This is a genomic window from Flavobacterium araucananum (assembly GCF_002222055.1).
GTDB lineage: Bacteria > Bacteroidota > Bacteroidia > Flavobacteriales > Flavobacteriaceae > Flavobacterium > Flavobacterium araucananum.
In genome coordinates, this window is record NZ_MUGS01000028.1 from 1 (window position 1) to 26,814 (window position 26,814).

General features: G+C 33.6%; 22 protein-coding genes. 9 read left to right on the plus strand and 13 right to left on the minus strand.

The genetic code is table 11. The features are described 5' to 3' along the window. Nucleotides 1-51: 51 nt before the first annotated feature. The 3 genes from B0A64_RS13865 to B0A64_RS13875 all read right to left on the minus strand — a co-directional run bounded on the left by B0A64_RS13865 (nucleotide 52) and on the right by B0A64_RS13875 (nucleotide 2,135). Nucleotides 52-522 (minus strand): Lrp/AsnC family transcriptional regulator, encoded by a 471-nt coding sequence (locus B0A64_RS13865; protein WP_017496220.1) that lies wholly within the window; start codon nucleotides 520-522, stop codon nucleotides 52-54. A 156-nt stretch (nucleotides 523-678) separates the two neighbouring features. Next, the gene (locus B0A64_RS13870; protein WP_041518659.1) at nucleotides 679-1,428 is read right to left on the minus strand and encodes a uroporphyrinogen-III synthase; all 750 of its coding nucleotides are present in this window, start codon (nucleotides 1,426-1,428) and stop codon (nucleotides 679-681) included. 14 nt (nucleotides 1,429-1,442) lie between these two features. Further along, nucleotides 1,443-2,135 carry a DUF4271 domain-containing protein gene (locus tag B0A64_RS13875; RefSeq protein ID WP_089480119.1) on the minus strand — a complete coding sequence of 231 codons (693 nt, stop codon included), beginning with the start codon at nucleotides 2,133-2,135 and terminating at the stop codon, nucleotides 1,443-1,445. A 106-nt stretch (nucleotides 2,136-2,241) separates the two neighbouring features. On the opposite strand from B0A64_RS13875, the gene B0A64_RS13880 reads away from it, so the two are divergent. From B0A64_RS13880 to B0A64_RS13890, 3 genes are read left to right on the plus strand one after another with little or no spacing between them, the layout of a single operon-like run. After that, complete coding sequence (locus tag B0A64_RS13880; RefSeq protein WP_089480120.1) at nucleotides 2,242-2,967, plus strand: polyprenol monophosphomannose synthase; 726 nt, start codon at nucleotides 2,242-2,244, stop codon at nucleotides 2,965-2,967. A 10-nt stretch (nucleotides 2,968-2,977) separates the two neighbouring features. Next, a complete protein-coding gene (locus B0A64_RS13885; RefSeq protein WP_089480121.1) occupies nucleotides 2,978-4,318 on the plus strand; it encodes a dihydroorotase in 1,341 nt (446 codons plus the stop codon). Nucleotides 4,319-4,327: 9 nt separating this feature from the next. Continuing rightward, nucleotides 4,328-4,807, plus strand: coding sequence for a DUF4296 domain-containing protein (locus B0A64_RS13890; RefSeq protein ID WP_089480122.1), 480 nt, complete (start codon nucleotides 4,328-4,330; stop codon nucleotides 4,805-4,807). 2 nt (nucleotides 4,808-4,809) lie between these two features. On the opposite strand, the gene B0A64_RS13895 is transcribed toward B0A64_RS13890, so the two are convergent. Beyond that, nucleotides 4,810-5,811 carry an NAD-dependent epimerase/dehydratase family protein gene (locus B0A64_RS13895; protein ID WP_089480123.1) on the minus strand — a complete coding sequence of 334 codons (1,002 nt, stop codon included), beginning with the start codon at nucleotides 5,809-5,811 and terminating at the stop codon, nucleotides 4,810-4,812. A gap of 231 nt (nucleotides 5,812-6,042) precedes the next feature. Here B0A64_RS13895 and tyrS point away from each other — a divergent pair, with 231 nt between their 5' ends. After that, on the plus strand, nucleotides 6,043-7,338 hold the full coding sequence (gene tyrS / locus B0A64_RS13900) for a tyrosine--tRNA ligase (protein ID WP_089480124.1): 1,296 nt from the start codon (nucleotides 6,043-6,045) through the stop codon (nucleotides 7,336-7,338). A gap of 71 nt (nucleotides 7,339-7,409) precedes the next feature. Here tyrS and B0A64_RS13905 read toward each other — a convergent pair whose 3' ends face one another. The 5 genes from B0A64_RS13905 to B0A64_RS13925 form a co-directional block, all read right to left on the minus strand. After that, nucleotides 7,410-9,104 (minus strand): T9SS type A sorting domain-containing protein, encoded by a 1,695-nt coding sequence (locus B0A64_RS13905; RefSeq protein ID WP_089480125.1) that lies wholly within the window; start codon nucleotides 9,102-9,104, stop codon nucleotides 7,410-7,412. A gap of 331 nt (nucleotides 9,105-9,435) precedes the next feature. Further along, nucleotides 9,436-10,416 carry a LuxE/PaaK family acyltransferase gene (locus B0A64_RS13910; protein WP_089480126.1) on the minus strand — a complete coding sequence of 327 codons (981 nt, stop codon included), beginning with the start codon at nucleotides 10,414-10,416 and terminating at the stop codon, nucleotides 9,436-9,438. Nucleotides 10,417-10,552: 136 nt separating this feature from the next. Then, entirely contained in the window at nucleotides 10,553-10,891 is a 339-nt protein-coding gene (locus tag B0A64_RS13915; protein WP_089480127.1) for a T9SS type A sorting domain-containing protein, read from the minus strand. Between the two features lie 107 nt (nucleotides 10,892-10,998). Further along, nucleotides 10,999-12,195 (minus strand): hypothetical protein, encoded by a 1,197-nt coding sequence (locus tag B0A64_RS13920; protein ID WP_089480128.1) that lies wholly within the window; start codon nucleotides 12,193-12,195, stop codon nucleotides 10,999-11,001. Between the two features lie 214 nt (nucleotides 12,196-12,409). Next, nucleotides 12,410-15,184, minus strand: coding sequence for a TonB-dependent receptor (locus B0A64_RS13925; protein WP_089480129.1), 2,775 nt, complete (start codon nucleotides 15,182-15,184; stop codon nucleotides 12,410-12,412). Between the two features lie 233 nt (nucleotides 15,185-15,417). On the opposite strand from B0A64_RS13925, the gene B0A64_RS13930 reads away from it, so the two are divergent. The 3 genes from B0A64_RS13930 to B0A64_RS13940 all read left to right on the plus strand — a co-directional run bounded on the left by B0A64_RS13930 (nucleotide 15,418) and on the right by B0A64_RS13940 (nucleotide 18,857). Continuing rightward, a complete protein-coding gene (locus tag B0A64_RS13930) occupies nucleotides 15,418-16,101 on the plus strand; it encodes a response regulator transcription factor (protein ID WP_041518469.1) in 684 nt (227 codons plus the stop codon). 211 nt (nucleotides 16,102-16,312) lie between these two features. Then, entirely contained in the window at nucleotides 16,313-17,398 is a 1,086-nt protein-coding gene (locus B0A64_RS13935) for a sensor histidine kinase (protein ID WP_089480130.1), read from the plus strand. Nucleotides 17,399-17,561: 163 nt separating this feature from the next. Next, the gene (locus B0A64_RS13940; protein ID WP_089480131.1) at nucleotides 17,562-18,857 is read left to right on the plus strand and encodes a porin; all 1,296 of its coding nucleotides are present in this window, start codon (nucleotides 17,562-17,564) and stop codon (nucleotides 18,855-18,857) included. 133 nt (nucleotides 18,858-18,990) lie between these two features. On the opposite strand, the gene B0A64_RS13945 is transcribed toward B0A64_RS13940, so the two are convergent. The 4 genes from B0A64_RS13945 to B0A64_RS13960 form a co-directional block, all read right to left on the minus strand. Then, on the minus strand, nucleotides 18,991-20,061 hold the full coding sequence (locus B0A64_RS13945; protein ID WP_089480132.1) for a glycosyltransferase: 1,071 nt from the start codon (nucleotides 20,059-20,061) through the stop codon (nucleotides 18,991-18,993). 243 nt (nucleotides 20,062-20,304) lie between these two features. Next, a complete protein-coding gene (locus tag B0A64_RS13950) occupies nucleotides 20,305-20,850 on the minus strand; it encodes a hypothetical protein (protein WP_089480133.1) in 546 nt (181 codons plus the stop codon). Nucleotides 20,851-20,913: 63 nt separating this feature from the next. Then, nucleotides 20,914-24,345, minus strand: a complete 3,432-nt coding sequence (locus tag B0A64_RS13955; RefSeq protein WP_089480134.1) for a hypothetical protein — start codon at nucleotides 24,343-24,345, stop codon at nucleotides 20,914-20,916. A gap of 370 nt (nucleotides 24,346-24,715) precedes the next feature. Continuing rightward, nucleotides 24,716-24,946 (minus strand): DUF5808 domain-containing protein, encoded by a 231-nt coding sequence (locus B0A64_RS13960; RefSeq protein WP_089480135.1) that lies wholly within the window; start codon nucleotides 24,944-24,946, stop codon nucleotides 24,716-24,718. Nucleotides 24,947-25,307: 361 nt separating this feature from the next. Between B0A64_RS13960 and B0A64_RS13965 the strand changes: the two genes are divergently transcribed. Continuing rightward, on the plus strand, nucleotides 25,308-25,640 hold the full coding sequence (locus B0A64_RS13965) for a helix-turn-helix transcriptional regulator (protein ID WP_089480136.1): 333 nt from the start codon (nucleotides 25,308-25,310) through the stop codon (nucleotides 25,638-25,640). 47 nt (nucleotides 25,641-25,687) lie between these two features. Then, nucleotides 25,688-26,749 (plus strand): helix-turn-helix domain-containing protein, encoded by a 1,062-nt coding sequence (locus B0A64_RS13970; RefSeq protein ID WP_089480137.1) that lies wholly within the window; start codon nucleotides 25,688-25,690, stop codon nucleotides 26,747-26,749. Nucleotides 26,750-26,814: the final 65 nt, after the last annotated feature.

The window sequence follows — 26,814 nt, forward strand, 5'->3', positions numbered from 1 at the left end:
TAATCGGGTTTTTGTATATTATCAAATTATCAAATTGACTCATTCTCTAATTTACAATTGAATTTGTCTGTCGATTTGCTGATCTAGCGAAATAAAGGTTTCGGTTCTGGAAACGCCTTCTATCGCTTGAATTTTAGTGTTTAAAAGTTGCATTAAGTGTTCGTTGTCACGACAGATTATTTTGATCAAAACCGACCAGTTTCCGGTAGTGTAATGACATTCAAGAACTTCAGGGATCTTTTTTAAGTCTTTTACGGCTTCAGAGTTCCTGGAGGCTTTGTCAAGGTAAACACCAACGAAGGCCATTGTGTTGTAGCCTAAAACTTTTGGGTTTACAGTAAATTTAGAGCCTGAAATTACGCCGGATTGTTCGAGTTTCTTTAAACGCTGATGAATTGCTGCTCCGGAGATTCCTATTTTGTTGGCAATTTGCAAAATAGGTTTTCGGGCATCATCCATTAAATAGCGAAGGATTTCTTTGTCGATACCGTCAATTTCAATTATAAGGGAGTTGATTTTCATGCGGGTTGTAATTTGAAACTAATTTTTAGTGATTTGGTTGTAGTTAGAAATCAAATGTACTCAAAATGATTTAAAAAGAAAAATTCCAAATCTCAACGGTAAAGTTGAAATTTGGAATTTCTAATCCCGATCTTTCGGGAGTATTTTCTAAAAGGATTATTTTCCTTTGTTTGCTTCTGCGATATATTTTTCTAAAGCCATTGTCATAGAAGGCGTTTCTGGAGTTGGTGCAAGAATATCGATTCTTAGACCGTGATCAAGAGCTTCTTTTTGAGTTGTGCTTCCAAAAACAGCGATTCTGGTATCGTTTTGTTTAAAGTCCGGGAAGTTTTTAAACAATGATTTAATTCCGGTTGGACTAAAGAATGCTAAAACGTCATAATAAACATCTGCAAGGTCAGATAAGTCGCTCATTACTGTTTTGTAAAAAACAGCTTGTGCCCAGTCTACTTTTAGATTGTTTAATGTAATAGGCGCATCAGCATTTAATTGATCAGATGCCGGAAGCAAAAACTTTTCGTCTTTGTACTTTTTGATAAGAGGAGATAAATCTGCAAAATCTTTTGCCCCAACGTAAATTTTACGTTTTCTATACACAACATACTTTTGCAGGTAAAATGCAACAGCTTCAGATTGGCAGAAATATTTCAATCCTTCAGGAACTTTATAACGCATTTCATCCGCTACCCTAAAAAAATGATCTACCGCATTACGGCTTGTCAAAATTATAGCAGTATAATGATTAAGGTCGATTTTTTGTAATCGAATCTCTTTTGCATTAACCCCTTCCACATGAATAAATGGTCTGAAATCAATTTTTATTTTGTGTTTTTGTTGGAGCTCAAAGTAAGGAGAATTTTCCACTTTAGGTTCAGGCTGTGACACCAAAATTGTTTTCACTTTCATATAATAAACATTTTCTAAGCACTCCCTTTTGTAATCCAATAATAAAGAAAATAATAAGGTGCTATTTCAAGAGCGCAAAGATATAAAATAAAATAAAATAACTTGCTGATTATTACGTTTTGATACGTTTTTATTGAAATAAAATATGAATACAGGCTGATACACAGTGAAATGGCTATGATTGCAAGCGGTATAATTTTAGGAATATTGTCATAATAAAACAAAATTGCATTAATAGGAAGCACTAAAACGCCAATATAAGTTCTGTAGGTAACTTTTTGTAAGTTAAAAAGGTCGGCAAACTCATCGATGTTGAAAGAAGTTGCGACAATTTTTTCGATTAAAAACTTAGCTAAAATAAAGTAAAGCAAGAATGTGGCAATCTGAATAAATAAAATCCAATCGGTTTTTAGTATACTGTAAGCTCCGGTTTTAGGGTCCTGCGAAAAGATATGCATGGTCAATTGAATGAAAAAAGCATACGATATAACCTGAACAAAGAATAAGCCAACTGTAAAACTACTTTTCAGGTGGTTGTTATCACGATAGATTTTTGCGTATTTGTCTGAAAAAATAAGCTTGCTAAATTCGCTAAATCGAGTTTCATAAGCTGATTTGGTCATAGCAACAACAGCAAAGGTTAACACAAATAAAAGTGTTGCCCAGTCTTTGTTTTCGATAATTCGAGGGTGAAGTTGTTCAATCATAACGCTGCAAAATTAGTAATTTTTTGTATCAATACTTTTATTATCTATTTATTATGAATCAAATGCTATAAAAAGTTTACTTTTGCGGTGAAATTTACGCAGAAAAATGAATGATTGTATTGTCATAATTCCCACTTATAACGAAATCGAAAATATTGAAAGTATAGTTAGAGCTGTGCTTTCGCAACATAAACCTTTTCATCTTTTAATAATAGATGATAACTCGCCGGATTTTACGGCCAATAAGGTGATTGCGTTGCAGGAAGAATTTCCTGACAGGTTGTTTCTGGAAAAAAGAGCTAAAAAATCAGGTTTAGGTACCGCTTATGTTCATGGTTTTAAATGGGCTTTGGAACGCCAATACGATTATATTTTTGAGATGGATGCTGATTTTTCGCACAACCCCAATGATCTTGAAAAATTGTTTGATGCCTGCCATTTTGGTGGAGCAGATTTAGCTATTGGATCTCGTTATGTAACAGGTGTAAACGTTGTAAACTGGCCTTTAAGTCGTGTTTTAATGTCTTATTTTGCCTCCGTTTATGTTAAGTTTATTACCGGAATGAAAATTCATGACGCAACAGCAGGTTTTGTTTGTTATAAAAGAGAAGTGCTGGAAAAGATAAACCTTAACAAAATTAAATTTGTGGGTTATGCTTTTCAGATCGAGATGAAATACAGAACGTATTGTGCTAAATTTGAAATTACAGAGGTTCCAATTATCTTTACAGACAGAACCAGGGGAGTTTCGAAAATGAGCAATGCGATTATCAAAGAAGCAATTCTGGGTGTAATTTCATTACGATTAAAAAAATTAGTCAATACATTATAAACACAAGACGATGAATAGGATTTTAATAAAAAATGCTAAAATTGTAAACGAGGGATCTATTTTTGAAGGAGATGTTTTAATTGAAAATGACTTAATAGTTGAGGTTTCAGATAGCATAAGCTTAAAAACATCCGATTGTAAAGTAATTGATGCCGAAGGGAGTTACTTAATTCCGGGTGCAATCGATGATCAGGTACATTTTAGAGAACCGGGATTGACGCATAAAGGCGATATCGAATCAGAATCCAGAGCGGCGGTTGCAGGAGGAATTACTTCTTTTATCGAACAGCCTAATACGGTTCCTAATGCCGTTACTCAGGAAATTTTAGAAGATAAATATCAAATTGCAGCGGTAAAGTCATACGCAAATTATTCGTTTATGATGGGTGCTACCAATGATAATCTGGAAGAGGTTTTAAAAACCAACCCAAAGAATGTTGCCGGAATCAAAATCTTTCTGGGATCTTCGACCGGAAATATGTTAGTGGATAACGAAGCAACTTTAGAAAAAATATTCTCAAGTACGCCCCTGTTAATTGCTGTTCATTGCGAAGATGAAACGACGATTCAAAATAATCTTGCTATTTTTAAAGAGCAATATGGAGATGAGGTTCCCGTAACAGCGCACCATTTAATTCGTAGTGCCGAGGCTTGTTATATATCGTCTTCAAAAGCAGTGGCACTGGCAAAGAAAACTGGAGCTCGTTTGCACATCTTTCACCTTTCTACTGCAAAAGAAATGGAATTGTTTACGAACAAAATTCCATTAGAAGATAAAAAAATTACGGCCGAGGTTTGTGTGCACCATCTTTGGTTTACAGATGAGGATTATAAAACAAAAGGGAATTTTATAAAATGGAACCCTGCTGTTAAAACTGAAAAAGACAGAAAAGCACTTTGGGATGCTTTAAATGACGGTCGTATTGATGTAATTGCTACAGATCACGCCCCTCATACAAAAGAAGAAAAAATGCAATCGTATCTAAATGCACCTTCTGGCGGGCCACTTGTACAACATGCTGTTGTGGCAATGTTTGAAGCACACCATCAGGGAAAAATTAGTGTAGAGAAAATTGTGGAGAAGATGTGTCACAATCCGGCTAAGATTTTCAAGATCGAAAAAAGAGGTTTTATAAAAGAAGGTTATTTTGCTGATTTGGTACTTGTAAATCCAAGTTTGCCATGGAGTGTAAAACCAGAAAATATTTTGGCGAAATGCGGATGGTCGCCTTTTGAGAATTATACTTTTAAATCAAGAATAACCCATACTTTTGTAAATGGCGAATTGGTTTATAATAATTTTAAAGTAAAAGACCTGCGCAACGGAAAAAGATTATTGTTTGACAGATAAAAAACTGAAATGAAGAATTGTATAGTAATAGTATTGGTTTTGTTTCTTGCTGTAAGTTGTAAAAAAGAGTTGATTAAAGAACCTGCAAAACTTATAGAAAAAGGGAAGATGATTGATATTATGTATGATTTGTCTCTATTGGATGCGATGAAATATCAAAATCCGTTATCATTAGATTCCGTTCAAACAGATCCTACCCGATTTATTCTTAAAAAATATAAAGTAGATAGTTTGCAATTTGCACAAAGCAATAAGTATTATGCTACTGATTATGAAACATACAAAGATATGTTTGATGAAATTGGCAAGCGATTGGCAGTTAACCAAAGAGCTACAGATTCAATCCTGAAAATTGAAGATAAAAAAGCTGCAAAAGAAAAGAAAAATAAGCCTAAAGATTCTATTAAAGACGTTGTTAAAAAACCTTTGAAACAACAAGTAAACATTGATTCGATAAAGCAATTAATACAATCCAGAAAAAAAAGATAGTTTTATAATTTCGAAGCCTCCTTTATATAGTGATGGACATCTAAGAAAACCGCTCCCAGAGCGGTTTTTATTTTTTCATTTGAGTACAGGTTTTTAGAATAAGAAGCTTTTGCAGTTGCTTTTGTAAAACGCCTCTTCTGGAAAAATAAAGTCGAAAAAACAGCATCTGCCATCCAAAGAAAATTCATCAACAAAGGTTTAGCATGAATACCTGGCTTTTTTACTTTTAAAACCTCTGCAATCGTATTTAATATGTCCTGAAATACAATGTTGTCTGCAATTAGCGTAAAACGTTCGTTCTTGATCTCGCTTTTCATTAATTCATGTGCAATTCGTATCACATCGGTAATGGTGATAAAACCAGTACTGCCAAGAGTGTAAAATGAAAGCCCGTTGGCTACTTTTTGATACAATTCACTACTTCCCTGATCAAAGATTTTTGTTTTTGAAACGGGGCCTAAAATTACACCCGGATTTATAATAATAACATCCAATCCTTCCTGCAGCGCGCGCCAAACTTCCATTTCGGCACCATATTTAGAAATGGCATAATCGCTGTGTGGTTTTTCCGGATTCCAGTCCGTTTCTTCAGTGATGTAAGTTTCGTGTGGTGCCAGATCGCCTAAAGCCGCAATAGAGCTTACAAAACAAAATTTCTTTACGTCTTTGGCAATAGAAAAATTAACCATATTGGCAGTTCCTTCGATATTCGTTTTTCGAAGAGCATCTTCGTCTTTAGGATCAAAAGAGATTAAAGCTGCACAATGGTAAACATAATCGATATCTGTAAAGGCAATTTCTAACGAAGGGACGTCCAGAATATCAGCTTCCAGCCAATTGATTTTTTCGAATAATTCCCCCTTTTTATAGAGTTCGAAAACTAGTTTTGTTTTTTCAATGGTATTCCGGTTTCGGTAAATTGCCCGAACTGTTTCTCCATTTTCAATTAAATGAAGTAATAAATGTGCGCCAACTAAACCTGTTCCTCCAGTTACTAATACCATTTTGTAAATATACCGATTTTGGTTTAAAGGTGCAAAGGGAGAGAGGTTCAAAGTAGCGAAGGTTTTTTTATAAAGGATCAAAGGTTCAAAGATGCAGAGGCTCAAAGACCTGGTTTTGATTAGTATTGTAATTTGCTTTTGTTATTGATATTGCTTTTTGACCTTGATATTGGCATTGCTTTTTGATTTTGATATTGACATTGATTACATTTGCACAAATTATTTTAAAAAATGAAGAATCTAGTTGAAGAATTAAAGTGGCGAGGGTTATATCATGATAGCATGCCCGGAACGGAAGAACAATTGCTTAAAGAGGTAACAACGGCATATATAGGTTTTGATCCAACGGCAGATTCACTACATATTGGTAGTATGGTTCAGATTATTTTATTGGTTCACCTAAACAGAACCGGTCATAAAGCGATCTCTTTGGTTGGTGGTGCAACCGGAATGATTGGTGATCCATCTGGTAAATCTGACGAGAGAAATTTGCTGAACGAAGAAACTTTGGCTAAAAATGTTGCAGGAATAAAAAGTGTTTTGTCTCGTTTCTTAGACTTTAATTCAAAAGATGCAAATGCTCCGGTTATGGTAAATAACTATGATTGGATGAAAGAATTCTCGTTTATTGATTTTGCCCGTGAAGTAGGAAAACGTATCACGGTAAATTATATGATGGCGAAGGATTCTGTAAAAAAACGATTAGCCGGAGAAGGCGAAGGAATGTCTTTTACAGAGTTTACCTATCAATTGATTCAGGGATACGATTTTTATCATTTATATAAAAACAACAATTGTGTTTTGCAAATGGGAGGTTCTGATCAATGGGGTAATATTACCACCGGAACAGAATTAGTGCGCAGAATGGGAGGAGAGAACGCAAAAGCTTTTGCCTTAACAACGCCATTAATTACAAAAGCAGATGGTTCTAAATTCGGGAAATCTGAAGGTGGAAATGTTTGGCTGGATGCAGATAAAACTTCAGTATATAAATTTTACCAATTTTGGGTAAATGCTACAGATGTTGATGCTGAAAAATATATTAAAATCTTTACTTTTTTAGACAAAGAAACGATTGATGCATTGATCGAAGAGCACAAAACGGCTCCGCATTTAAGAGTTTTACAAAAGAAACTGGCTGAAGAAATCACGATTTTTGTTCACTCTGAAGAAGAATTAGAAAAAGCAATTCAGGCTTCGAATATTTTGTTTGGAAATTCTACTGCAGACGATTTGAAGAAACTGGATGAAACTACTTTTTTAGAAGTTTTTGACGGTGTTCCGCAAGCTGAAATTGCAAAAGCTGATTTAGCAAACGGATTGGATATTATTACGGTTTTAAACGAAAAATCGGGGTTTTTTAAATCAAACGGAGAAGCAAGACGTGCCTTAACCGCCAACTCAATTTCGGTAAACAGAGAAAAAATCAAAGAAGATTTTGTTCTGACAGCAAATGATTTAATCAATAATCAGTTTGTGTTATTGCAAAGTGGGAAGAAGAATTATTTTGTAGTAAGAGTGGTTTAACTTTAGAGTTAAACGCATATAAATAAAAAAGCATCAGCCATGGCTGATGCTTTTTCGTATTAATGAATGTTTTATTTAATGACTTTTCGGGTTTCATCTTTAGATTTAATAATGTAAATGCCGCTTTTTAATGAATCTAGTGATTTGTTTTCTTCTTCTTTAGTTTTAACTTCTTTGGTTAGGACTTTTTGCCCATCAAAATTATAAATATTTATCGAATAAGATTCCTGGGATTCTAATTTGTCTTGTGCAGTTTTTGCAAAAGGATTATAGAATGTTACAGGTATAGCTGTTATATTGTTATTTTCGTTTAATTCTGTATTTGTTTTAGCATCGTCAACAACCATAAGGATGTTCCAATTTCCATTTAATGTAGAGCCAATATTACCAAAATTTGTAGAAAAGATAGTAACCCCTTGTAGTACAAATAATTCTTCAGGCTTAATGGCATTTATGGATACTGGATTTCCGTTATATTTTATATCTGAAGTATCCAACGTAGCATCAGATGATACATAAAATCTAAGATTTGTTGTAGATGACATAGCAGTTCCTATGTTTTTAATAGATACTATAGGAAATCTTAACGAACCAGACTGATTGTTTATTCTGTGTCTTTTTTTGTTTTCGCTTAATGTGGGATTACAATCAAAACAGTCATCGCTATATGCAAGTGTATTATTTGGGTCGATAATTAAATCTGGCTTTCCTATTGGGGCAGGAGTAGGTGTTGGAGTTGGTATTGGTGTAGTTGGAGGTGTTCCGTCTTTAATAGTTATTCTGGATACTGATGAGACTATGTTATTATATGTATTAATATCTTCCCTGTTTGTTATCTTTAAAGTTAAATAATATTTACCAATACTTGCATTATAAGGAATACTGAAACTTAAGGCACTGATAACACCGCTGTTTACGTATTCTCGTTCTAATCCACTACTAGCAAGCTTAATATCGTTAGCAGTTATAAAGTTTCTTGATGTGGTTAAATATAATGTAAGTAAGGTATTGGTGTTTTCAATATTGGTACCTATATTTCTTATATAATAATAAGCACGTTTTCCTATGCCAGATCCTCGATAATAATTGTCATTGATAGTTTCAGGATCAACTGACACAGCTTGCAAGTCTGGTTTTTGGCAGTTGAATGCAACAAGAGAAAAAAGAGAATTATTATCAGTAGAGTCTACTTCATAATCAGCATCTCCACTTTCTACATCTGCTCCGTCAATTAAATAATAATTAGCACCTTTTCCAAAATCCATATAACAAACATCACCTGAAGATAATGATTTTGCTATTTTAATGTTTACTGTTTCTCTGGTACTATTGACGGTTAAGCTTGAACAAAAGTTATTTTGAGCTTCTTGTAATGTTGATCCTAATAAAATGGGTCTTATAAACTTTCTAGATAATGAATTACATAAGTCTGTAATTGGAGCACCAAAATTTGGAGGAGTATCAACTACATCTCCCATGTCAACTCCTGAGTCGTGAGCGTATGTTACCTTGTAATATCTTGTGCCAAAGTTTCCATAAGTTAAACCTAAATCTGCTTTGTAAATTTTGCCAACTTCTAATTTGAAATTTTGTTTTAAGTTTACTTCCCTTACTCCTACAGGAGAATAGTGCTGAATACATTCAATTGCAATAGCCGATTCTATTGTGGAACCTAAATCTTGTAATTCGTGATACCTGTAATTTGAACTTTGCGACCAGCCAATAATGGTCAAAAAACTAAATACTAGTAAAGTAATTTTTTTCATAATTTTATATTTAAAATTTTACTTTAAAAGTAAATATTAAATATAAATGTAGTATTTTCCGCATATTAACGATGGGTTATTAAATTGCGTGTACTCTTGCGAATTGGAATTATAAAAATGTATCAATACCTCGAAAGCGTTTTTTATATATAAATCCTGGATAAGAATATTATAATTTGGTTAATAACTTCTTAGAGCTAAGAAGGGAAGAGAGTTATTAACTAAAGACGGATTAGATACTATACATAAATTGGAGAGAAATTAATGATCTTAATTATTGTTTGATTATTTCTTCGATTAACTGATTAAATAAATTAACGATTAAACTTTTTTAAAGCACCATTAAATTACAACCACGAATATCAGAATTATCAAAACGTCCCAATACCTCGAAAGAGTTGTTGGGATTTTTTTTGCCTAAATCCTGCGTAGCGATAAAAGAGCAGGAATTGATGTTGGCTAAATCGACCACATTGATTCCGCCTGTTTTTCCATCTTTTACATACGTCAGTGCATCTTCGGGATCACGAACTAAAATGTGCATCCAGGACGGACATTCAAAAACACCCTCGCCTAAAGAATAGGCTTGTCCTAAAAGTTCGGTCATGCCATATTCTGAGTGAATTGCCGTAACTCCAAAACCGTTGCAAAGTTGCTCGTGTAATTCTTCGCGAATCATTTCTTTGCGTCTGCCTTTCATTCCGCCAGTTTCCATAATAATGGTGTTTTGCAGTTTAAACTGATGTTTTTCGATCAAATCTAATAAGGCATAAGTAACACCAATTAATATAACATTTTGCCCGGATTCGTCCAGAGCGGTTAACTTTTTGATTAAGTCGTCATAATTGTGTAAATAAAACCCGCTTTCAGGCTGATTGGATAGTTTTATGAGATCTTCGACCATATAAATTAACGAAGAGCCATCGCGTTCCAGATAGGACGGTAAAAGGGCTAAAACAACATAATCTTCGATGTTACCATAAAATTGCGAAAACCCATTGCGGTAACTTTCCTCATATAGGGAAACATTGGTCACTAAATGTCGGCTGGTAATCATTCCTGTGGTTCCGCTACTGGTAAAAGTTACCTGAGCAGGATCATTATTGGAAACAACAGCATGACTTTTGAAAAATTGGATGGGTAAAAACGGAATTTGTTCCAGTGATTTTACCTGTTGTGGATTGACTTTCAAAAAATCGCAGAAATCACGGTATACGATATTATTCTCGTGCTGATAGCGAAAAACTTTTAAAGCTATTTTTTCAAATTGTTTGTGACTCGAAATCGTAAATATATCGTTGGCTGTGATCAAAACTTTTTTTGTGCAAAGATATTCTTTTTAGTTTTTAGTCGCAGTGTTCAGTCGTAGTTTTTGACACACGGTGAAACTGAAAACTGTGACTGAGACTAAAAACTAAAAAAGCTCCCGAAAAGGAGCTTTTTATAATTTATCGAATAATGAGCTTTCTGGTTGCAGAAGCATTTTCTTCGCTTATTTTTATGATATAAACGCCGGGAACTAAATCTGAAACGTTTAATTCTCTTGAGCTTAAATGTGTTTGAAGTACTTTTTTACCCAAAACATCAAAAATTATAATTTCTTTTTCTAAGTCGTTTTTGGAAGAGATGTTTACTTTTCCGCTTGTGACAGGATTAGGGTACAAGCTTAGTCCCTCAATGCTGGTTGCATCTTGAGGTTTTGGTAATTGCTTGCTCTCTTGTGCCGAAACACTTAGAGTAAAGAAAAAAGCCAATAAGAATGTAATATAAAAGTAGTTTTTTGCCATCGCATTGTTTTGATTACTGTAAATATACAAAAAAAATTACAAAAACTACGCCAAAAAAAAACATCCTAATAATTTAGGATGTTTTTAACATTTTAGGGTTGAAGTGATTAGAATCCAACTGACCAAGTAGCAGCCCATGTTGGAGCAGCGACACCATTTCCTGCTCCTGTAGCAGTAGCAGATTCAGTTAATATAGCAGATACATCAGCACTTACTCCACTTGTAGCCGGAGCAACAGCAGTTTTCTTTCCTTTAGTTTTTGCAGGTACATCAGTAACAAATAATACATTTGAAACTTTTAAAGCAGTTCCAACGAAAGCAATAGTTTCGTCGTTTTCAACATCGATACCAGTTGCCCAAGAGCTTAAAACTACGTTTGTAATAATTCCTTTAGTTCCTCTTCTTAATTTGATAGCTTGGTTTTCTGCGAAGTTAGCAACAGCTGCAGTACTTCCAGGTCCAACAAGGCTTAAATTTGTAATAGTAGGGTTAGCTATTGGAGTAAAAGCATATCCAAATTCAAAGTTATCAGCTTCGATTCCTCTGTTTCCTTTTCCAAAATCTAATTTTCCATACCAGTTAGTATTTGTACCGTTCCATCCTTCTGTCCAATCAAATTGATCGTCTTCGTTACCGATAGAGATTAAGTTTGAAGTGTTTACAGAGCCTCCAAAAAATTCAAATCCGTCATCAGCACCGTGGTAAGCTTCTACATACTCAACAGTTGTTCCTGAACCAACTCCAAAGAATGAAAGTCCGTTAAATTCTTTTTCAGAGTTGAAAGCAGCTCCAGCATATTCAATTCTTAAATATCTAATAGAACCTGAGTTATCAGCAGAGTTAGTTCCTCCATAAGTTAATTCAGCAACTTCAGATGTCGCAGTACTAGCACCACCGCTTACACGGTTGATTGGAGCTTTACCACAAATTACTAAACCACCCCATTTACCAGCTTCTTTAACTGTAGCGGTCATGATAACTGGTTTTGCAGCAGTACCGTTTACGTTGATTTTTCCTCCTTGTGCAATTGCGATATAAGATGCAGTTCCGCCTGTACCTTCAATAGTAGTTCCAGCAGGAATTGTTAAAGTTGCTCCGCTTTCTACTTTTATTGCACCAGTCAATTTATACGTTTTAGATGCATCAAGTACTACTTCACCATCCGTGATTGTTCCTTTAAAATTAGCAGCATCAACTACAAAACTTGAAGTTGGAGCTTTGTTTTCATCATCGCTAGAACAGCTTGTAAACAAACTTCCTGATAAAGCAATAACTGTAACGAAGTTTAAAATTGATTTTTTCATAATCGTTTTAATAATTTTTTGTGTGTTTAATTTCTTGTTGCAAAGATGGATTAGAAATCTTTTTTTGATGTTAAGTAACCGTGATTGTTACTTTAACAAATAGCAGCACTTGTGTTAATTCAATGTTAATTCCTTAACATGTGATTTAAAATCTATAGAATAAAAAAAGACAGCTTTAAAAGCTGTCTTTTTAATTAATCTAAAATATTTTTATTTAGAACTCATAGCTAAATTGTAAGCTTAAGTTTAAACCTTTTTTGTAACTCAAAACATTTACATCTCCAGATTGATTTTCCTGTACTCTGTTTACGGTTGGATTTAGAATATTTTTAACAACTAAACCAAGTCCGTAATTCTTGCTTAGTTTAGATTTTGCAATAAAATCTAACGAACCAACAGCTTTATCAACTAAATCACCCTTTTCAAGAGTTCCAATTGCATTTACACGATCAGAGAAATAATTGTAAGCTAAAGTTGTAGTCAGGTTACTATTTTTGTCGTTCCATTCGTTGTAAAAAGAGATGTCAGCATTTAGTAATAAAGGAGAAGCTCCTGTAAATTTACCAGTTTTATTAGTAAAAGTAGTTGGGCGTGTTCCGTTAGTTTCTTCAAGAACTTTTTCGTCGTTTAATTCTTGTTTACTGTATAGGTAAGATGCATTAAGTCCTCCTGTTAATTTTTTTGTGTTTTCACTGTCAAAATTAAAAAGTACTTTTTTGTACTCTAATTCAGCTCCTGCTACATAGCCGTAATCTCCTGAGTTTACATAAGAGATGTCATTTGTAGAAGAGTTAATGATAACCTCATTAATTGGATTCAAAATATATTTTCCAAATGCTGTTACAGAAAGAACTTCATCACTTTGTGGAAACATTTCCCATTTTATATCCAAGTTGTAATCATCTGAAGCATATAAAAATGGGTTACCAACTTTAGCTTGCAAAAATTCCTCATAGATAAAAGGAGATCTTTCCTTGAACTGAGGTAACGTGTAAGTTTTACTGAATCCTAAACGTAAATTTTGTTTGTCATTAAGTTCGTATTTTAAAACTAAACTAGGTAAAAAAGCTGTTTTCTCCAGTTTATCATTTCCTCCATCAGGATCTAATTGTGTGCTCCATTCAACATTTTGTGTAATAACTTCCGCTCTTAATCCTAAAACGGCTGTAAGTTTAGTGTTAAATTTGTATTCTGTATTTAAGAATCCGGCATTGATAGTAAGATCTCCACCATAAGTTTGTGGATCAAGTGCGTTAGATACTTCTGGACCTCCACGGAAAGTTGAAATTGTGAAGAAGTTGTTCGCAAAGTTTTGTTGATTATAAAACAAATCCAGATTATTTGGATCAACAATATCGCCAGTATGAGAAACAGGAGATGTTACAGTTTTAAGATTGAATTGAGTTGCCTCAAAGTCTCTGTTTTTAAATCTTCCGTTATAACCTACAGTAAATTTTCCTTTGTAATCTCCTTCTTCGCTTTTGTTAAACTTATAATTTACAGATAAGTTTGCAGCTAATTCATTTTCTTTTAGATCTTGAAAATAACGATTGTTATTTGGTGCAGATTGAGAGTTAATAACATAATTACCATCAATTTTATTTAAGGTATTGTATGTTCTGTCTGGAATACTTTGGTTTACAATGTTGTAAGACCCACCCCAATTTAAAGTACTTCTTTCGCTTAATTTATGTTCCCCTAATAATTGATTTACCCATAAATCAGTTTTTTCATATTCATTTCTACGAATATAACCATTTCCGTCATTTGCTAAATCAACTATATATCCAGAAGATTCTTCTTTCTTTTGTGAAGATGTATTGATGTACAAAGAGTTAAAATTGATTTTGTTGTTGGTATCAATTTTGTATCCTGCGTTGAACATAGCGGTTGTATTAGTGTTATAAGCAAGGTATTTATAATCTAAATCCTTACCAGCAACACCTGCAGCATTAACGCTTCCTTTTGCAGTTCCGTTAGTTCTTGAAGCATAGTCATTAGTAAAAGAAGCAGTCCCAAAGATGTTAATTTTTCCTTCACTTCCAACATTATATGAATCACCACCGGAAATTCCGAATGAGCCTGCAATAGGTGTTTTTTTCTCAAATTGTAATGTATTAAAACTATATGATGTTAAGGGATTGTTTGGAATTTCTGCTTTGCTAAATCCAAAAGCGTTAGGTCCTTTTTGCAATGTAAAATTATTTTCTCCTACAGCGTTTGTATTAATTTTTGATTCTACATCAATTTTAAAAAATCCATTTCCTTTATAATCTTTAGAGACAATATCTACATTTCCTCCAGCAAAATCTCCAAAAAATTTACCATTATAAACTTTGTCGATAGAAACGTACTCAATAATATCCGTTGAAAAAATATCCAGATTGATATTTTTCTTTTCAGGATCATTAGATGGTATTGGTAAACCATTCATTGTAGTAGAATTGTAACGGTCTCCTAAGCCTCTTACGAAAATATTACCAGTTCCTTCTTGTTTAGTAATACCTGTAGTTTTTATAACAGCATTGGCAACATCACTAACTCCTTTTTTAGAAAGCTCTTGTGCTCCTATAGATTGTTTTATATCTACAGCATTTTTTTGATCTAATAATAATGCCGATTCCTTTTGCTTGTTTCCTGCAGATGATTTTACAACCACATCTTTAAGAGTGTAGCTACCAGATGAAAGTACTTGATTAACAGTAATAGTTTCATTTGCCTTAACGGTTACAGGTCTTTCTACAGACTCATATCCAACGAAACTAAAAATAATGATGTAATCTCCCGGATTTACGTTCAACGAATATTTTCCGTCAATGTCAGTGTTCGCGCTAGTATTAGTTCCTTTTACTAATACATTCGCGAAAGGTAAAACTTCATTGTTGGTTTCTTTGTCGGTTAATACACCAGAAATCGTACCTTTGTTTTGCGCGACCGAAATCGTACAAATAAATAATGTAATAAATAGAAATTTTAAATTGAATTTCATTTCAGTGTTGTGTTTAATTTATTTTTGTGCAAAGAAAGAAACGCCGTGTAAAGTTCATGTTAGGCACTTGTTATGTTTTTGTGTCTTGTAGATTATCAAATTGTTACCAGATTAAATTACCGTTAACCACAATTTTTAACGGTTATTTTGTTAGTATATTTACGCTGTGAAATAAAAAACATCGAATGTATTATAAAGAAAATTTGATGTAAAAATCTCAATTTTTGCTATTTATGAAAAAAACACAAACCAAGATTTTATTAGTTGACGATGAACCAGATATCTTAGAAATCGTTGGCTATAACCTTGCTCAGGAAGGCTATCAGATTGTTACTGCTTCGAATGGAAAAGAAGCTATAGCAAAGGCTCAGAAAGAATTGCCGGACCTAATTATTATGGATGTAATGATGGCCGAAATGGATGGAATGGAAGCTTGTGAACACATTAGAAAAATTCCTGAATTAAATAATGTTATCATAACATTCCTAACGGCAAGAAGTGAGGATTATTCGCAAGTTGCTGGTTTTGATGCAGGTGCAGATGATTACATCACCAAACCAATAAAACCAAAATTATTGGTTAGCAAAGTAAAGGCTTTGTTAAGAAGGTTAAAAGAACAAGAAGTGGTTAGCGACACCCTAAATGTTGGCGGAATCGAGATTAACCGTGAAGAGTACAAGATCATAAAAGGCAATGTCGAAATTGCTTTACCAAGAAAAGAATTCGAATTATTTTATTTATTGGCTTCAAAACCAGGCAAAGTTTTTAAAAGAGACGAAATCCTGGATAAAGTTTGGGGTAATGAAGTTGTAGTAGGAGGTAGAACAATAGATGTGCATATCAGAAAACTACGTGAAAAAATAGGAGAAGACCTTTTTAAAACCATCAAAGGAGTTGGTTATAAATTTGAAGTCTAATCTTTTTAAGATGCTGAGGTTCTGAGGTACTAAGCTGCTAAGGTTGAGTAACTGCAGAATTTTAGTTAAGATTTCAATAGTTTAAAAACATTAATAAATTTAAACCATATAAGAAATGGAAGTTCATTATATTTATTTGAGCTTTAATTTCTTATATGGTTTTTGAGTTAAGTTTAATTTTTCTTAATCTCTTAATGGGGCAATAATTTCAATGAAAATTAATTTTAAAAAAACATACAAATTTGCTGTAAAGTCAGCATTATATATTAGTCTTTTTGCAACAGGATTTGTACTGATATTGCTGAATCTCTTTTATAAAAACGAATTAAACCATCAGGTTGCATTCGGGATAATTTTTATAATATCAATTTATATTTTCTCCTTTTTAGTCTTGCAATATCGTGTAGAACGCTTTATCTATAGACGAGTTAAAAAAATCTATGATGAGGTTTCGTTGTTAGAATCGACAACACTTATCAATCAGCCCATAACTACAGATATGGAAACGCTTTCGCGGGAAGTAAAAAAGTTTGCTACTGATAAAAAGTTAGAAATCGAAATGCTTGAAATTCGCGAGCAATACAGAAGAGAGTTTTTAGGAAACGTTTCGCACGAACTTAAAACACCTTTGTTTACCGTTCAGGGTTATGTCTCGACTTTGCTTGATGGTGCAATGGATGATAAAAATATTAGAAAAAAATATTTAAAACGAGCCGAAAAAGGAGTAGAACGATTGATCTACATCGTCGAGGATCTGGATATGATTACCAAACTAGAATCCGGTGATCTGGATTTAATGATTACCGATTTTAATATTGTCGACCTGATCCAGAATGTTTTTGAATTGCTGGAAATGAAAGCAGACAAAAAGAAAATTAAATTGGCTTTTGAAAGCAAAAATGTACAATCGGTTATCGTGCGCGGAGATCAGGACAGAATTCAGCAAGTTCTTGAAAACCTAATTGTCAACTCTATCAAATATGGTAAAGATGGCGGTTTAACAGAGGTTGGCGTGGTCAATCTAACCAAGAAAAAAGTCTTAATTCGCATTAGCGATAACGGAGAAGGAGTTGAAAAGCAAAATATTCCAAGACTTTTTGAACGTTTTTACAGAGTCGATAAAAGCGGAACCCGATCTGAAGGTGGTTCCGGTTTAGGACTGGCAATTGTAAAACATATCATAGAAGCACATAAAGAGAAGGTTTATGTCGAAAGTGAATTCGGAATTGGTTCTGAATTCTCTTTTACACTTGAAAAAGCTTTAAAAGCTCAAAAAATCGAAGTTAAAAAATTGTAAGCTAAATTGTGTGAAACACCTTAAAACAGGGTGTTTTAACAATTAATCAACTTACGCCGGAGCTTCGTAACAATAAATTTTTATTATGGTAACATCTTGTTAATGATTTCTTAACATTGGTGACACATCTTTGTACCTTGAAATTAAGGGAATTAGAGAAAGGATGATAAAAAGAAAATTAGTTGCTGCTTTACTGCTTATAAATTTTGCTGTAAGTGCTCAGGATCTGAATAAACAGGATGTAAAAAATGAAGTAATTCGCATTTTAGATTCTATCAATAAAGCAAAACTTCCGGATACCAAGTCAGGAGTTAGTGGCGAAGAACATTGGTACGACAGAATCTCGCTAAGAGGTTATGCACAAATACGATACAATGGTTTGTTCTCTACCAATGATAAGGTTTCCTGCGAGCAATGCGATAAATCATGGGGAACTACGTCTACAGATCCCGATGCAAAATCAAACAACGGACTTTTTATCAGACGGGCGCGTTTAGTATTTTCAGGACAAGTTCACCCCAATGTGTTTTTCTATTTTCAACCCGATTTTGCCAGTTCACCAAGTACCGGAATTCAAAATTTTGTTCAAATTCGTGACCTGTATTTTGACCTTTCGTTTGATAAGAAAAAGGAATATCGCGTGAGAGTTGGGCAAAGTAAGATTCCGTATGGTTTCGAAAACATGCAATCAAGTTCGCAGCGATTGGCTTTAGATCGTAACGATGCGATGAATAGTGCAATATTAAACGAACGTGATTTAGGATTGTTCTTTTATTGGGCTCCGGCTCAAATTAGAGAGCGTTTTGCAATGTTGGTAAAAGATGGTTACAAAGGTTCTGGAGATTTTGGTGTTTTTGCTTTTGGAGTTTATAATGGGCAAATAGCCAATAAGCTTGATGGCAACAGAGACCTGAATGTTGTTGCCAGACTGACTTATCCTTTTGTTATCGGAAGCCAGATTATCGAGCCCGGAATTCAGGCATATACCGGTAAATGGGCTTTTACAGGCGAAATTTCACCCGGAGTAAAAGTCGATGATCCTCAATATGTAAAAGATCAGAGAGTAGGAGCAACTTTTGTTTTGTATCCAAGACCGTTCGGGATTCAAACAGAATATAATGTGGGTAGAGGACCTCGTTACAATACCGTAACCAATACCGTCGACGAAACAGATTTAAACGGAGGTTATGTTTTGCTTAATTATAAGTTAGATGTAAAAAAACAGCATATCTATCCTTTTGCAAAATTTCAATATTATGACGGAGGTAAAAAATATGAAAAAGATGCCAGAAGTTATGTCGTTAGAGATTATGAAATAGGTATAGAATGGCAGCCTATTAAGGCATTCGAACTTACGGCTGAATACGTTATTGCCGACAGAACTTTTGAAGACAGTGCATTGCCAATAAACCGCCAACAAGGAAACTTGTTGCGTTTACAAGCCCAGTTTAATTTCTAAACCAAATGATTTTAAAATAGGTATAAGTTCGCCACAAATTTCACGAATTCGCCCGAATTAATTAGTGTAAATTCGTGAAATTCGTGGCAGAATAAATTATTCTGTGGCAAAAAATGCGCATCACTATACACCTTTAGTCTTCAAAAACGGTAAACAGCGAATCCCAATCTATAGCATCGTTAAACTGTGTCAAACCTTTAAACGACTTTACTTTTGAAAGATCATCAATGGTAAAGTCGTCTTGCATTGCATACGGTACCAGATTCTCGTTCTGTAGTTTTATCGCTAAATATTCTTGCTCATATTGCCCGGGAGTTGGAATAAAAAATGCTTTTTTGCCCAGTTTTGCCAAATCCATTACAGTGGTATATCCCGAACGGCATAAAACAAAATCACTTTCGTTAAAAGTTTGTTCCAGTTGTTTTGAGTTCATGAAATTATAATACGTCACATTTCCGGCCTGCCATTTGGTTTGTGTTTTTTCTACAATCCCTTGTACAAAAACAACTTTGCCTTTGTAATTAACAATTTCTCTTTGCAATTTCTCGTCCAGATAAGTACGCTGAGGTTCAGGTCCGGATAAAATAATCATTAAATCATATAACTTTTCGGTTTCCTTTTTGCGCATTCGGCTCAAAGGACCAATGTATTTTAAGTTTAGGTGATCTGTTTTTAGATGTCCCAATTCACCCGTTAGATTTGTAGCATCGTTTGTATCTGGAACCCAGCATTGTGTATATTTTTTTATAATATGCTGATGACATTTGCTTGTAAACCAGGTCGTATTTCCGGTCATTACATTCAATTGATGCGTCATAAAAACAGAGGGTACTTTTTTACTATAAACGCCCAATCGGTTATCAGATATAATACCATCAATACCGTGTTTTTTGATCCAGCCATTTACCATTTTTTTCTCGTCTAAAATAGCGACAATCATTTTAGGTAAGTTTTTGATCAGTTTCCACTTAAAGTTTTTACCATTCTTTGCATATTCTATATGATAAGAAGGTAATTCAAGGGTTTGAATGTACGGAAACTCTTTTCGTAATAACGCCAATGCAACACCATCAGAAGCTATTATAGGGATAAAATTGTTTTCCTGAAGCGCTTTTATAATAGGGATACATCTTGTAGCATGTCCTAATCCCCAATTTAATGGAGCAACTAAAATTGTTTTGTTTGCAGAATAGTCAATGCTCATAGTTTAACGCTTTTTAAAAACGAAGATAAAGAAATATGTTTTTTATGTTATTTCGCACATATTACTAAATTATTAACTCTATCTTCTTGCTCAGGCTATATAATACGTTAAAAGACTTAAATAAAATTACTAATTACGGCTTAAGGTTACTTATATGTTAACTGGTTTCAGGCTTCTTTAAGTATTTTGCAAAAAAAAAGGAACTAATTAAATAGTTCCTTTTCTGTAACAGCAAGATTGTTATTAATCCTGAATATATGTTTTGTTACCGTTTTTATTAATGTAGTATTTACCCCCTTTTGGTCCTGTATATACTTTTTTACCATTATACTCTCCAGTAACTTTATCTGCTACTTTTGGCGCTTTTTCGGTTGTTTCTTTTAATGTTTTAGTACTGGTTTTTGTAGCTGCTGTAGCATCTTTTTTTGCAGCATCAGCTTTAGTTCCAGCTTTTTTTGCATCAGCTTTTGCACCATCAGCTGCTGTAGTTGCTTTTTTGGATGCTTTTGTGGCATCACTTTTAGCTTTGGCTGCCTCTTTGTCTGCTGCTTTTTTAGTTGCTGTTGCACTTTCTTTTTTTGCTGCAGTCGAAGCATCGGTAGCGTCTTTGGCGGCTTTTTTAGATTTGGTAGCCTCTTTTTTCGCATCTGTTGCTGCTTTATCAGCAGTTGCTTTTTTCTTCTTAGCCGCAGTTTCAGTTTTGCTTTTTGCATCTTTCGCAGTTGTTTCCTGAGCGTAGAAATTCGAGGATAAAACAACCATAAAACAAAGTAATAGTAATTTTTTCATAAGGTTACGGTTTTAAATTTCAATTAAAATTAATCAATTTATTAATACGTTTCTCATAAAGCTTTAAAAATAAGCACGAAGTTGTACGTTGCCCGTATGAACGACTGATCCGGTTTCACTTTTTCGACCCTGGTAGTTAAGATTTACATCCAGAAACTGCGTTATGTTTTTTTGCAAAAGTAATTTCCAGACTAAATTTTGCCCTTGCTGAAGACCTTCAAGCATCTGAAAACCTACAGAAGAGAACTCGTTTCCGGTAAACTTATTTTGGTAAAAAGAAAACTCACCATTCAGGGTTATCTTTTTCTCACCCGCAAATGAAAAAGAAGTTCCAATCCTGTTTTGAACTAAAGTTTCAAAATTTCCAATCTGATTTTCTTTATTTTGAAATTCATAAAAGAAATCTAAACTGGTATTTTTCGAAAACAAATAACTGATTTTTGGGGCAACCTGATAACCTTGCAAATCATAGTTTTTTTCGACAAAATCCTCTGAAACCAAATTTGTACTAATGGTTTTGGTAAAGAAGTTGAATAACCAGCTTTTGTCATACAAATGAGTATATTGTAATTGATGCGAACTATTTTTGACATTTTGCGACCCGATCGAAAGTAGATTTTTACCTTTATTAATAAGGTATGTATAGGTTACAGAATGCTTTTGTTTGCCTCGATTATAATAAAAACTATTTCTAAAACTTGAATTTAATCCCAAGATATTTTCTTCAGACGAATCAAATGGATTCAGTTCCAGACGTTCGCCTTTGCTTTTTACTTTTCGATCCATAATAAAAGAAGTCTGGTTATAAAAGTAAGAAGCAAGTTTTTTGAAACCTGTTTCATTTTGCCATTGCACAGGATTTAAAGCAACAGATTGCGAGAATTTATTCTGATTGGTTTTAATATAAATCTGGTTCGGTAAAAAGATCCGGATATATCTTGCCTGATCCGGAAAAGCAGCAATTTCAAACTCTTCCAGTTCCTTGATTCCATTACCATTATAATCGTTCCAGGTATAAACGCCCTGACCGGTTGGAACCTCGATATAAGTAAATTCTTGTTGCGCAATTGTGCCGGAACTGGTTTCGTAAGCCGTTCCCGTTTGCATGAACTGATTAAAAAAGCGGTCGTTATACAGTACTCTTGAATTTAAGGAAGGCTCGTTTTTTCGGGATGAATCCGTAAAATCCAGGTTGCGATAACTCGCATAAACGGCTAAATCGGTTGTTTTGTTTTGAATCAATTTTGATTTTAAAAAATAAGTCTGCGAGTTGTTTACGTGCTGTAATAACCCGTTTTGCAAACTATCATTCCGGCGTTGTAAATAGCCAATTTCTAGAAAAACTTTAGTACTGTCGCCACGCCCAACAAAAGCACCATATTCTAAGAATCTTTGACTTAATGCCGAAAACTGATTCGTTACTTTATCTTTTTGCTGATTGTCTTCGATTTGCAAACTGCCGCCAATCCAGTTTTTACCAAAATGATATTTAGTTCTCGTCTGGTTTCTAATAAATTTTGAAGTTGAGTTTGTAGCAGTTGTATTCAAAAAACTACCTTGATTTTCGATTGTCCATTGCTTTAATTTAAAAAAAGCAGTTGTCGTATGTCTCGTTCCCGAATAACTTTCTGTATATTCTAGTTTCTCGAACTGATAGGTAAACAAACCAATATTTGCGGTTTCTTTTTTAGGATATAAATCAAAATTTAAACCCGTAACCAATAAACTTTGATTGCCCAAAAGAGTCCCGTTTAGATTCCAATCCCTGTTAAATTCGATATTATATAAACGTTCTACAGACCTGAAATCTTCCTGAACAAACTGATAATTTGCAAAACCATCTAAAGTCCAGTTTCGGGTAAAAAGGCGTTTTTTAATATTGGTTTTCAGCGCAATTCCGTCATTGTCAGAATCATCAATTTTCGAAAATAAATTTTTGTCATTATTACTTATTGCAAGTTCAAAATCAACCAATGTTTTTTCGTCCGGATTGTATTTTCCTAAAAACGTAGCAACCTGCAATTTTATGGGGGCAACCAGATTAACGATGGGTTCGTAGTTTCCTTGCAAAATCCCGTTTACCGGTGCAACATATTGGTAAATTCGTTCGACAGAGTTGTTGTTCTGAATTGTATAATTTCCGGAATTATTGCCCACGAGACTAAATTTTACATTGTATAAAACATTGCTGGCATCGTTTGAATATTCATAAGCTTCAACGGCATTGACCATTATTTTTTTATACAAAATTTTATTGTCAGCATAAGTATCTACATAAGCAGATGGGGCTTTCATTAAATTGGGATCATCTCCCGCCTGACTTAAAATCTGAACCTGCTCCGTAGAGAGATTTTGTTGCAAAGGCTGATTTTTCATGTCGTTTTCAGAATAGACATAACCGCCAAAACTCCAGCTTTTGTTTTCATGAGTGGCACCTGCGTAAGTAACCAGTCTGTTGTAATTTCTTTCGGAATATTGGTATTCGACATTAATTCGCATTTCAGAAGTAATGGTAAAAAGCGAGGTAAAAATGATTTCTCCGGCATTATAATCGATCACATAATCATTGTTTTCGCCACGTTTTAGTAAAATACCATTTACATATACCCGTTCAGATCCTGAAATTACCAGAACATACAATTCGCCGTTTTGACCTTTTAATTTATACGGTCCCTGATTACCCTCCTGTCCTGTAAAAGTACTTTTGGCATATTGCCCTTTTACAAAAGCAACCGAAGCAAAAATATTAGTTTTACTTTCCTCAGTCCCAAAATCAAAACTTGTCGAAAGTCCCTGTACTTTTTTATTGAAATTTAAAAATTGAGTTTTCTTGTTTTCCAGAAAAACATCTCCGGCGCGAATGTTCCAGTCGTTACTAAAAAGTTCCATGAAAATATTATCGAACTGATCCAGCTTTTGAGAATAACCACCATCTTGCAACGGAATATTATTATCCTGCAAGGAAGCTCGTAAACTAATTTTATCGGATATTTTTCCGGTAATCTGAAGATCCAGATTAGAATTTAAAACCGTGTTTTGATTGTTGCCCACAGTAACACCACGAGTAATACTACCAGAAGTGGTTAAACCATCAAAAGGAGTAACTTTTTTAGTAGTAGTATTGTCTATCTTGTATAATTTTTCTGAACCAACATCATTTGTAACAACCTGATCTGATTTGTAAAGACTGTATTCTTTAGTCAAAAAATCAGGATATTTTAAATAATTTACGATTAAAGTATCTGGAGTAACGCCTAATTTTTCATTAAAAATTAAAGTTCCTTTTTGAAAATCAATTTTATAAAAAGTAGCATCTAAAGGTTCTTTTTTGGTATTTAGAATCTCAAAAAAACTCGAATTTATACTGAACTCTTCCAGATGAATGGTATCCCTGCTTACAATTACTTTTTTGGTTTTATACGGTGATTCCGTTTCCTGTGCCTGAAGCCCGGAATACCAAATCATAACCGTTAAAAACAGTAATTTTTTCAACATAAATACTTTAACTCTAAAAAACCAAAAGTAGTATTTATAATCGGGAAATTTCGAGTCATTGCCTTAGGTACTTTTTAACTGTTTTTGATCTCCTGATTTTGATTGAGGCGCGATTAAAAACAAGAAAAGTCCAATTTTAAACTTAAGACAGATATTATCGGCCATTTTTTATTTGATAAAACATTGAGACAGAAATAGCAATTGCTAAAACAATTGAAGTCCCCATTTTTATCATATTACCAATACGATCCGGGTTGTAAAAAAAATAAGCTAAATAGAAACAGCTTATAATGGCTATGCTGTATTTTACGATAAAAAATTTCATGTTATTATAGAATAAAGAGATCTGGACCAATCATTTGTTTCAGGCTTAAGCAGGCTTGATGTTCTCTATTATAATGAGAACAAATGCGATTGCAATTAAAGCAAGAAATACAGAATTAGGGTTGGCAAAATTAATCGTCCAGCCCAGTTGCTTTATTCTTTTTGCAGGAAATAATCTATTGTCTTTTGGATTGTGATAGAAGATGCCCCAAATCCAATTATCAGGATCATTGTTCCATTGGCTTTTGGTATCTTCAGTAGGTTCGTTATTATTCATTAGGTATAGTTTTGGGGCGGGCTTTAAGAGATGTTGTTAGGGGTATTTTTTACTAAATCGGTATCCTAGTGCGATTATAATCACTAAAAGAGATAAAAGTAATGCTGAGTTAATCATGGGGTTTGGTAGTTTTTTGGTTTGCACTTTGCTAAACTTTAGGTTTAATAAAGTACAGAATTATTTATTTGTTTTTTGGCATGCCTAAATTACAGTTTTGTTAGTGTTTGTATTATGTGATTATCGGGTATTTTTTCAGGAAGTAAGTTAGATCTGTTTTTTATTTAAAAATAATTCATTTTTTGTGAGTATATTTCTATAAAATTGTCCTCTATAGTTTTACTAGGTAAAAACTCTGTCAATTATGAATGTAGTAGTCGGTAATAAACTTAAAATTCTTCGAAAGGATAAAAAGATGTCGCAAGAAGAAGTGGCAGATTATCTGCGTATATCACAATCTGCTTATGCAAGAATGGAAAGCGGAGAAAGTCATTCGTGGGCAAATCATATTTTAAAAATCAGTAAAATTTTTGGGATACTTCCTGAAGAATTACTTCGGTTAGATAATAATAAAAAAGGAATTGCCCCTGAAGATAAGGTTGCTCAAGTACCAGATAAAATAATCGAGCAATATGAAGAACGTATAAAAGAATTGAAAAAAGTAATTAAGGATTTGAAAGAGAATAAAAAAGTTTGAAAACCGTAATTTTTTTTAGCTTTGTTACGATATAACAAACTTGAATTATGGATACCAGCAAGGAACTTTTATTCTTTTTTAGCGCTTTGGGAGCTTTCAATGGAATCATTCTGGGAGTATATTTCTTTTTTTTTACCAGAAAAAAATACCTTACTAATTATTTCTTAGGCGCGCTTTTATTTGCATTAAGTATAAGAATTGGGAAATCAGTATTTGTTTATTTTGATCCAACCTTGCCAAAAATGTATTTGCAGTTTGGGCTTACAGCCTGCTTTTTTATTGGCCCATGCTTATATTATTTTCTAAAATCAGCAGTTGAAGAAGTAAGTATTATGCCAAAGTCCTGGAAACTTACATTCTTGTTTTTGACACTACTTATTGTTTCTGTCGGAATTGCATTTCCGTACCAGCACTATCCAAAACTTTGGGGATTTTATCTTATCAGAATAATTTATTTGCAATGGTTTGTTTATATAATTTTTTCAGGATTTGTAATCAAAGGAATTCTACAAAAAATTATAAGTAAAAAGCATAAAACAACTCCATCTGAATTCTGGTTTGGAATGCTTTTTCTGGGCAATCTTCTGTTGTTTGTTTTTTATTTTCTTGCTATAATGAGGGCTCCCGCAGCTACTTATATTAGTGGAGCGATGGTTTTTTCGTTTATTCTTTATTTAATTATTTCAATTCTTTTATATCGAAAGAGAACCGATGACTTGTTTTTACTAAATGTACCAAAGAATGCAGGAAAAAAAATAGACGCCGCCGAAGCCGAAATTTTTACGCAAAAGCTGGAAAAGGTAATGAATGAAAAAACATTGTATAAAAATCCTAATCTTACATTGCAGGATTTGTCTAAAGAAATCAATATATCAAGCCATCAATTATCACAACTTTTAAATAATAATCTAAACAAGAATTTTACCAGTTTTGTTAATGAATTCAGAATAAAAGAAGCTTGCGAGATTATGGCTCAAAACGATAAGCTTACTTTAGAATCGATAGGTTATGATGTGGGTTTTAATTCTAAATCGACTTTTTTTTCTGCCTTTAAAAAACAAACAGGTACAACTCCTTTAAATTATCAAAATCAAGCTTTAAGAGCTTAGAGCCAAGTGTAGATTTATAAATCCGTACTCCTGATTTATGTTTTGATTACCTGATATTACTATTA